Source organism: Shigella sp. FJ200513, assembly GCF_040495915.1.
In the GTDB taxonomy this organism is placed as follows: domain Bacteria; phylum Pseudomonadota; class Gammaproteobacteria; order Enterobacterales; family Enterobacteriaceae; genus ECMA0423.
In genome coordinates, this window is record NZ_JBDYCV010000138.1 from 1 (window position 1) to 8,530 (window position 8,530).

Below are 8,530 nucleotides of genomic sequence, written 5' to 3' on the forward strand. Positions count from 1 at the left end.
CGGTGGAGCTGCATGACAAGGTCATCGGGCATTATCTGAACATAAAACACTATCAGTAAGTTGGAGTCATTACCCCGATGCTCAGACCTGGGCTGATAGGTATGTTCGCAACTGTGCAATTGCTATTCTGCCCCTATTACCTGTGGGAGTTCTAGGGGCTATTTTCGCGGGTATTGCATCACGAATGCCATTTGCCCCTATACATCCATCGGCAATGTTGTTAATAATGGCTACAGGCCAGACTCAACAGCTTATTACATTATTCAAACAGTTGCCCATACTCCCTGAAAAAGAAATCATTGAAATAATAACTGCGCAGAATAGCGTTGGTACACCTGCTTTATTTTTGGCTATGATGAACGGACATACTGACAACGTGAAAATATTTATGCAAGAAATTCAGTCACTGGTAGATAATCACATCATTCATGAAGATAATCTGGTTAAATTACTGCAAACTAAAAGTGCTAACGAAACACCTGGACTTTATATCTCCATGTTGTATGGATTCGATGAAATAATCGATATCTTTCTGAATACATTAGCCACTCCAATAGCACTAAGAGCTTTTAAACAAAAAACTGGTGATGAGTATTTTAGCCATGAAAATACATGATGGTGAGCCAGGATTATACGCCGCAATGGAAAATAATCACCCTTTGTGTGTCACACGGTTCCTCTCTAAAATTAATGGCATCGCCTTTAAATACAAGTTGAGCAAAGCTAACATCATGGATTTATTAAAAGGAGCTACAGCACAGGGAACCCCTGCATTATACATCGCCATGAGCAAGGGTAATGAAGACGTCGTGTTATCTTATATATCGACGCTGGGTGCTTTTGCAAAAAAACATTCTTTTAGTCAACATCAGTTATTTACACTATTGGCCGCTAAAAATCATGACAACATGTCAGCTGTTCATATAGCCATTCATCATAAGCATTATAAAACTGTAGAAACATATTATGCTGCTATAAATGTCATCAGCCAAAGCCTGAGTTTTAGTGCTGATGAAATAAAGACGTATTTATAACCAGCTATTTACGATATATATCGATACATAATTTTATTTTTTTCATAAAACGCAGAAACAGTGACCATGTGCACAACGCCACCCGACGGCTGTAATAACAAAAAATCCCTTGATGCCTGTCCCTTTTGTTACACTCCGTTATCACGCACAAGAGATATGCAGGACACTGGTATGCCGACTAAACGCTTTGATAAAAAACACTGGAAGATGGTGGTGGTGCTACTGGCAATCTGTGGCGCTATGTTGTTGCTACGTTGGGCAGCAATGATTTGGGGCTGAGCAGTGACAAACGAAGACAGCCAGACCGCATAACACGGTCCGGCAGATAATTTTACATGCTGTAGCCCAGCGATAAGGTTGTCCGACGGTCGGTATGTTCCGGTGCAGACTCTGGAGGTTCAGAGTTCCATGTGACGTTGTAAGCCACCTTCAGTCCAAAATGTTCATTAATAGCAACATTTAATGCGCTTTCGGAGTTCAGCGTTGTGTCTTCCGCGCCAAAGACCGAAACACCCTGCGTAAATTTAGCGTTGTCAGTCAACTGCCATGCATAAGCCCCGGAGGCATAGCCCAGCGGCTGGGTTTCACTGGCATTGTCGGTATATTTGTCGTAACGCACACCTGGACCGAATTCAAAGCGGAAACTGTGTACCGGGCCATTCAAAAACTGACGACCATAACCCGCGGTCAACACATCGCGCTCTCGATAGCCGTTATAACGGTCTGTCAGCCAGCTTGCCTGACCAAATAAATAGTCATAATCAGTTAAATTAAAGCGGCTACGCCCGCCCGCCGCATATTTTTCTGAAGAACGCTCATCATTAGAAGAAGTATTACTGGCGTTCCCCCACAGCGACCAGGCAGTGGTTTGTCCATACCAGGTCATGGTGGTGTCAGCCGTAAGTGAGGAGCTTTTCGTATTGCCTGATTGTGCAAGATATCCTGCGTTCAGATTACCTTCGAAAGGTTTTTTAGCGCTGGCAGGATCGTCCATGACAGTAAAAACGGAATCATCGGCAGCTGCATTCAGTGACGCAAACATGCCCCCCGCCAACATAACGATGGCAGGAACTGTCTTCAAAAGCTTCATTTATCAAGAGTCCGTACAACAAAAAAAGAGACCATCGCGGTCCCGGAAACTTTCTTAAGGATCAAAGATTAGCGTCCCTGGAAAGGTAACGAATTATAAAAAGGCGCGAATAACTTAGCAATGTATTCTTATTTCATTTTTTGAATAAGCATGTGGCGAAAACAGATTTTTATTTATATATATTTATCTGCAAAATTTTAAATAAAGCTCTAATAAATCATATTGTTAATTTCTTCACTTTCCGCTGATTCGGTGCCAGACTGAAATCAGCCTATAGGAGGAAATGATGGTACGTATCTATACGTTGACACTTGCGCCCTCTCTCGATAGCGCAACAATTACCCCGCAAATTTATCCCGAAGGAAAACTGCGCTGTACCGCACCGGTGTTCGAACCCGGGGGCGGCGGCATCAACGTCGCCCGCGCCATTGCCCATCTTGGAGGCAGTGCCACAGCGATCTTCCCGGCGGGTGGCGCGACCGGCGAACACCTGGTTTCACTGTTGGCGGATGAAAATGTCCCCGTCGCTACTGTAGAAGCCAAAGACTGGACCCGGCAGAATTTACACGTACATGTGGAAGCAAGCGGTGAACAGTATCGTTTTGTTATGCCAGGCGCGGCATTAAATGAAGATGAGTTTCGCCAGCTTGAAGAGCAAGTTCTGGAAATTGAATCCGGGGCCATCCTGGTCATAAGCGGAAGCCTGCCGCCAGGTGTGAAGCTGGAAAAATTAACCCAACTGATTTCCGCTGCGCAAAACCAAGGGATCCGCTGCATCATCGACAGTTCTGGCGAAGCGTTAAGTGCAGCACTGGCGATTGGTAACATCGAGTTGGTTAAGCCTAACCAAAAAGAACTCAGTGCGCTGGTGAATCGCGAACTCACCCAGCCAGACGATGTCCGCAAAGCCGCGCAGGAAATCGTTAATAGCGGCAAGGCCAAACGGGTTGTCGTTTCCCTTGGTCCACAAGGAGCGCTGGGTGTCGATAGTGAAAACTGCATTCAGGTGGTGCCACCACCGGTGAAAAGCCAGAGTACCGTTGGCGCTGGTGACAGCATGGTCGGCGCGATGACACTGAAACTGGCAGAAAATGCCTCTCTTGAAGAGATGGTCCGTTTTGGCGTAGCTGCGGGGAGTGCAGCCACACTCAATCAGGGAACACGTCTGTGCTCCCATGACGATACGCAAAAAATTTACGCTTACCTTTCCCGCTAACAAAAACATTCCCCCAGCATTGGGGGAATCACCACCAACCTGTCGGCAACGCGTTTCTCCGACTATGCTCAAAAGTCATGTGATAACAAAGGGGTGAACTATGGCCAGTGGCGATCTTGTCCATTATGTCATAACCGTCATGTTGCATGAGGATACATTGACTGAAATTAACGAGTTGAATAATTACCTGACTCGCGACGGTTTTTTGCTCACCATGACGGATGATGAGGGAAATATCCATGAGCTGGGGACTAACACTTTTGGACTTATCAGTACCCAAAGTGAAGAAGAAATTAGAGAACTGGTTTCGGGGCTTACCCAAAGTGCAACCGGCAAAGATCCTGAAATCACCATCACGACCTGGGAGGAATGGAATAGCAACAGAAAATAAATGGTTTTTGGGCAATAATCAGTCTGTGGTGTGCGTTAGCTCGTGTTTTTACACCGCATTCTTGCGCTAACCTTATGATCTGGCAGACAACATGGGAGAGACATCATGTGGCAGGCAATCAGTCGTCTTTTGAGCGAGCAGTTAGGTGAAGGCGAAATCGAACTGCGTAATGAACTGCCTGGCGGAGAAGTCCATGCCGCATGGCATTTGCGCTATGCAGGACATGACTTTTTCGTCAAATGTGATGAAAGGGAACGGCTTCCCGGTTTTACCGCCGAAGCCGACCAACTGGAGTTACTGTCGCGTAGTAAAACCGTCACCGTGCCTAAGGTTTGGGCAGTAGGCGCTGACCGTGACTACAGTTTTCTGGTGATGGATTATCTCCCACCTCGTCCGCTGGATGCGCATAGCGCATTTATTCTTGGTCAGCAAATTGCGCGTTTACATCAATGGAGTGACCAACCACAATTTGGCCTCGATTTTGATAACTCGCTCTCCACAACTCCACAGCCCAACACCTGGCAACGTCGCTGGTCAACGTTTTTTGCTGAACAACGGATTGGCTGGCAGTTGGAACTGGCAGCAGAGAAAGGGATCGCTTTCGGCAATATCGACGCCATCGTCGAGCATATTCAGCAGCGTCTGGCCTCGCATCAACCGCAGCCTTCTCTGTTGCACGGCGATTTATGGTCCGGCAACTGTGCGCTGGGTCCGGATGGCCCGTACATTTTCGACCCTGCCTGCGACTGGGGTGACCGAGAGTGCGACCTAGCGATGTTACCGCTGCATACTGAACAGCCGCCACAAATCTATGACGGCTATCAGTCAGTATCCCCGCTACCTGCCGATTTCCTTGAACGTCAACCGGTTTACCAACTCTACACGCTGTTAAATCGTGCAAGATTATTTGGCGGTCAGCATTTGGTTATTGCTCAGCAGTCATTGGATAGATTATTAGCAGCATGATATGGGTTGAGGATAATGGCCGCTCCGTGCGGCCTTTTGATTAAATAAACCCAAGCAGAGAAAAGAACACATAACCTGCAGCAATACAAATAACCGGCAGGATATATAGTGAGAAAAACTGCAGGAAAATAGTATGGTGCGGAACAACAATACGGGACTCAATTTGTTCACGCGTTAGCCCCTCTTCCCCTTTGGCTTTTTCCAGAATGAGTTGATCTTCAACACCTTCCCGCAAGAAGCGCGCCTGGCGACTCATCCGGGCACCGGAATCCTGCAACGCCAGTCCGACAAAAATCAGGATGAAAATCACCCAGAACATAACGTTCACACCACCATTAAAATTAGGGGTCGGGGAGTTATACCAGAACAGATTCAAAAAAGGCGTATTCGCCTGCATCATATCGATCATGACATGAGCAAAGTCGAGCATGACCGCATTAATGCCTTCCTGGTTTTCCTGCCGGGTATTCATAAATTTCAGCAAAGAAATCAATGTAGAGATCAATGCAGGTATAAAAATCACCCAACCCAAAATCCTTTTCAAAACAGCAATGCGTCCAGCTTGTTGATACGTCATGAGTTCTCCTTGATTAAGACGCGTCGTTTCACTTAGTTTACCTGTAGATATCTGTTTTCGCCCATTCTTTAAAGGCGATATGATAGGCGCTTAATCATAAGCACGGCTTAATACCTTACACATAATGCTCTAAAGGAGAGGTTGTAATGTCAACCCCGCGTCAGATTCTTGCTGCAATTTTTGATATGGATGGATTACTTATCGACTCAGAACCTTTATGGGATCGAGCCGAACTGGATGTGATGGCAAGCCTGGGGGTAGATATCTCCCGTCGTAACGAGCTGCCGGACACCTTAGGTTTACGCATCGATATGGTGGTCGATCTTTGGTACGCCCGGCAACCGTGGAATGGGCCAAGCCGTCAGGAAGTAGTAGAACGGGTTATTGCCCGTGCCATTTCACTGGTTGAAGAGACACGTCCATTATTACCAGGCGTGCGCGAAGCTGTTGCGTTATGCAAAGAACAAGGTTTATTGGTGGGACTGGCCTCCGCGTCACCACTACATATGCTGGAAAAAGTGTTGACCATGTTTGACTTACGCGACAGTTTCGATGCCCTCGCCTCGGCTGAAAAACTGCCTTACAGCAAGCCGCATCCGCAAGTATATCTCGACTGCGCAGCAAAACTGGGCGTTGACCCACTGACCTGCGTGGCGCTGGAAGACTCGGTAAATGGCATGATCGCTTCTAAAGCAGCCCGCATGCGTTCCATCGTCGTTCCTGCGCCAGAAGCGCAAAATGATCCACGTTTTGTATTAGCAAACGTCAAACTCTCATCGCTGACAGAACTCACCGCAAAAGACCTTCTCGGTTAATGACCAGGGGCAGTGATCACGCTGCCCCTGGTTCTTTATCTGAATTTGCATTCAACTGACGGATTAATCGTCAATTTAAGAGAAAGAGTTACACCGTCACCACTTCCGTGCACTGTATAAAAATCCTATACTGTACGTATCGACAGTTTAGTGAGTTTTATCATGACGGCGGAAGGTCACCTTCTCTTTTCTATTGCTTGTGCGGTATTTGCCAAAAATGCCGAGCTGACGCCCGTGCTGGCACAGGGTGACTGGTGGCATATTGTCCCTTCCGCAATCCTGACGTGTTTGTTACCGGACATCGATCACCCAAAGTCGTTTCTTGGGCAGCGATTAAAATGGATATCAAAACCGATCGCCCGCGCTTTTGGGCATCGTGGTTTTACCCACAGTCTGCTGGCGGTATTTGCGCTGCTGGCAACCTTTTACCTTAAGGTTCCGGAAGGCTGGTTCATTCCGGCTGATGCGCTACAAGGAATGGTGCTGGGTTATTTGAGCCACATACTTGCCGATATGCTGACACCCGCCGGTGTTCCCCTGCTCTGGCCATGCCGCTGGCGTTTCCGCTTGCCTATCCTGGTTCCCCAAAAGGGCAACCAACTGGAACGTTTTATCTGCATGGCATTATTTGTCTGGTCGGTATGGATGCCCCATTCATTACCCGAGAACAGCGCTGTTCGTTGGTCATCGCAAATGATCAATACCTTGCAGATCCAGTTTCATCGGCTTATTAAGCATCAGGTTGAATACTAAAAAGGCAAAAATCACCTTTCTGGAATAAGCAATTCCATTTGAATATAAGAGCCAGCTCACAGTTCTGTTAATCTTGCGCCAACACTATGACTGCTACGCAGTGATAGAAATAATAAGATCAGGAGAACGGGGATGAACTTTCCATTAATTGCGAACATCGTGGTGTTCGTTGTACTGCTGTTTGCGCTGGCTCAGACCCGCCATAAACAGTGGAGTCTGGCGAAAAAAGTGCTGGTGGGTCTGGTGATGGGTGTGGTTTTTGGCCTTGCCCTGCATACCATTTATGGTTCTGACAGCCAGGTACTTAAAGATTCTGTACAGTGGTTTAACATCGTTGGTAACGGCTATGTTCAACTGCTGCAAATGATCGTTATGCCGTTAGTCTTCGCCTCTATTCTGAGCGCGGTTGCCCGTCTGCATAACGCATCTCAGTTAGGCAAAATCAGTTTTCTGACCATCGGTACGCTTTTGTTTACCACGCTGATTGCGGCGCTGGTCGGTGTGCTGGTCACCAACCTGTTTGGTTTGACGGCTGAAGGTCTGGTTCAGGGTGGTGCAGAAACTGCACGTCTGAACGCCATTGAAAGTAACTATGTTGGTAAAGTCTCTGATCAGAGCGTTCCGCAGCTGGTCTTGTCCTTTATCCCGAAAAACCCGTTTGCCGATCTTACCGGAGCCAATCCGACGTCAATTATCAGCGTGGTAATTTTTGCCGCATTCCTCGGCGTAGCTGCATTGAAACTGCTGAAGGATGATGCGCCGAAAGGGGAACGCGTCTTAACCGCTATCGATACCCTACAAAGCTGGGTGATGAAACTGGTTCGCCTTGTCATGCAGTTGACCCCTTACGGCGTTCTGGCTCTAATGACCAAAGTGGTTGCAGGTTCTAACTTGCAAGACATCATCAAACTGGGAAGTTTCGTTGTCGCGTCCTACCTCGGTCTGCTGATTATGTTTGCTGTGCATGGCATTCTGCTGGGCATTAATGGCGTGAGTCCGCTGAAGTACTTCCGTAAGGTATGGCCTGTGCTGACGTTTGCCTTTACCAGCCGTTCCAGTGCTGCGTCTATCCCACTGAATGTGGAAGCACAAACGCGTCGTCTGGGCGTTCCTGAATCCATCGCCAGTTTCGCCGCCTCTTTCGGTGCAACCATTGGTCAGAACGGCTGCGCCGGTTTGTATCCGGCAATGCTGCGGTGATGGTTGCGCCTACGGTTGGCATTAACCCGCTGGACCCGATGTGGATTGCGACGCTGGTCGGTATTGTTACCGTTAGTTCCGCAGGCGTTGCCGGTGTCGGTGGTGGTGCAACTTTCGCCGCACTGATTGTGCTGCCTGCGATGGGCCTGCCAGTAACCCTGGTGGCGCTGTTAATCTCCGTTGAACCGCTTATCGACATGGGCCGTACGGCGCTAAACGTTAGTGGCTCGATGACAGCTGGCACGCTGACCAGCCAGTGGCTGAAGCAAACCGATAAAGCCATTCTGGATAGCGAAGACGACGCCGAACTGGCACACCGTTAATTCTTATGCTGGCAACGGTCCGTTTTGTATAGGGGCCGTTGCTTTACTTTTTAAATGTTCCATCGCGGCGATGCATACTGACTCATATTTAGGTAATGCTGCCAACTTACTGATTTAGTGTATGATGGTGATTTTAAGGTGCTTGCGTGGCTTCCATTTCCATCA

General features: G+C 47.8%; 9 protein-coding genes and 3 pseudogenes. 9 read left to right on the forward strand and 3 right to left on the reverse strand.

Annotated features, from left to right (window positions below):
- The first annotated feature begins 2 nt into the window (after window positions 1-2).
- From ABZJ92_RS19325 to yniD, 3 genes and pseudogenes are all read left to right on the forward strand, one after another.
- Window positions 3-59 carry an IS1 family transposase gene (locus ABZJ92_RS19325; protein WP_003032489.1) on the forward strand — a complete coding sequence of 19 codons (57 nt, stop codon included), beginning with the start codon at window positions 3-5 and terminating at the stop codon, window positions 57-59.
- Between the two features lie 5 nt (window positions 60-64).
- A pseudogene (gene espL1 / locus ABZJ92_RS19330) lies at window positions 65-1,034 on the forward strand (type III secretion system effector EspL1); the annotation flags it as partial.
- Window positions 1,035-1,205: 171 nt separating this feature from the next.
- Entirely contained in the window at window positions 1,206-1,313 is a 108-nt protein-coding gene (gene yniD, locus ABZJ92_RS19335; protein WP_001142445.1) for a small membrane protein YniD, read from the forward strand.
- Between the two features lie 52 nt (window positions 1,314-1,365).
- Here yniD and ABZJ92_RS19340 read toward each other — a convergent pair whose 3' ends face one another.
- On the reverse strand, window positions 1,366-2,124 hold the full coding sequence (locus tag ABZJ92_RS19340; RefSeq protein ID WP_000771396.1) for a DUF481 domain-containing protein: 759 nt from the start codon (window positions 2,122-2,124) through the stop codon (window positions 1,366-1,368).
- Between the two features lie 286 nt (window positions 2,125-2,410).
- Here ABZJ92_RS19340 and pfkB point away from each other — a divergent pair, with 286 nt between their 5' ends.
- The 3 genes from pfkB to ABZJ92_RS19355 all read left to right on the forward strand — a co-directional run bounded on the left by pfkB (window position 2,411) and on the right by ABZJ92_RS19355 (window position 4,697).
- A complete protein-coding gene (gene pfkB, locus ABZJ92_RS19345; RefSeq protein WP_000251735.1) occupies window positions 2,411-3,340 on the forward strand; it encodes a 6-phosphofructokinase II in 930 nt (309 codons plus the stop codon).
- A gap of 100 nt (window positions 3,341-3,440) precedes the next feature.
- Complete coding sequence (gene ghoS, locus ABZJ92_RS19350) at window positions 3,441-3,731, forward strand: type V toxin-antitoxin system endoribonuclease antitoxin GhoS (protein ID WP_000146138.1); 291 nt, start codon at window positions 3,441-3,443, stop codon at window positions 3,729-3,731.
- A gap of 105 nt (window positions 3,732-3,836) precedes the next feature.
- Complete coding sequence (locus tag ABZJ92_RS19355) at window positions 3,837-4,697, forward strand: fructosamine kinase family protein (protein WP_353765457.1); 861 nt, start codon at window positions 3,837-3,839, stop codon at window positions 4,695-4,697.
- 40 nt (window positions 4,698-4,737) lie between these two features.
- Here ABZJ92_RS19355 and ABZJ92_RS19360 read toward each other — a convergent pair whose 3' ends face one another.
- Window positions 4,738-5,274: a YniB family protein gene (locus ABZJ92_RS19360; protein WP_000222164.1), complete on the reverse strand. Its 537-nt coding sequence runs from the start codon at window positions 5,272-5,274 to the stop codon at window positions 4,738-4,740.
- Window positions 5,275-5,420: 146 nt separating this feature from the next.
- On the opposite strand from ABZJ92_RS19360, the gene hxpB reads away from it, so the two are divergent.
- From hxpB to tcyP, 3 genes and pseudogenes are all read left to right on the forward strand, one after another.
- A complete protein-coding gene (hxpB, locus tag ABZJ92_RS19365; RefSeq protein WP_000106834.1) occupies window positions 5,421-6,089 on the forward strand; it encodes a hexitol phosphatase HxpB in 669 nt (222 codons plus the stop codon).
- A 162-nt stretch (window positions 6,090-6,251) separates the two neighbouring features.
- A complete protein-coding gene (locus ABZJ92_RS19370) occupies window positions 6,252-6,842 on the forward strand; it encodes a metal-dependent hydrolase (protein ID WP_001297653.1) in 591 nt (196 codons plus the stop codon).
- 132 nt (window positions 6,843-6,974) lie between these two features.
- Window positions 6,975-8,365, forward strand: a pseudogene (gene tcyP, locus ABZJ92_RS19375) (cystine/sulfocysteine:cation symporter).
- 3 nt (window positions 8,366-8,368) lie between these two features.
- Here tcyP and ABZJ92_RS19380 read toward each other — a convergent pair.
- Window positions 8,369-8,455: pseudogene (locus tag ABZJ92_RS19380) on the reverse strand (protein YdjO); the annotation flags it as partial.
- Window positions 8,456-8,530 lie beyond the last annotated feature (75 nt).

Excerpts from the sequence above, each read along its gene's own strand:
- ghoS (WP_000146138.1), top strand. The coding sequence starts at position 3,441 with ATGGCCAGTGGCGATCTTGTCCATTATGTCATAACCGTCATGTTGCAT.
- ABZJ92_RS19370 (WP_001297653.1), top strand. The coding sequence starts at position 6,252 with ATGACGGCGGAAGGTCACCTTCTCTTTTCTATTGCTTGTGCGGTATTT.
- ABZJ92_RS19360 (WP_000222164.1), bottom strand. The coding sequence starts at position 5,274 with ATGACGTATCAACAAGCTGGACGCATTGCTGTTTTGAAAAGGATTTTG.
- ABZJ92_RS19340 (WP_000771396.1), bottom strand. The coding sequence starts at position 2,124 with ATGAAGCTTTTGAAGACAGTTCCTGCCATCGTTATGTTGGCGGGGGGC.
- ABZJ92_RS19355 (WP_353765457.1), top strand. The coding sequence starts at position 3,837 with ATGTGGCAGGCAATCAGTCGTCTTTTGAGCGAGCAGTTAGGTGAAGGC.
- yniD (WP_001142445.1), top strand. The coding sequence starts at position 1,206 with ATGCCGACTAAACGCTTTGATAAAAAACACTGGAAGATGGTGGTGGTG.
- pfkB (WP_000251735.1), top strand. The coding sequence starts at position 2,411 with ATGGTACGTATCTATACGTTGACACTTGCGCCCTCTCTCGATAGCGCA.
- hxpB (WP_000106834.1), top strand. The coding sequence starts at position 5,421 with ATGTCAACCCCGCGTCAGATTCTTGCTGCAATTTTTGATATGGATGGA.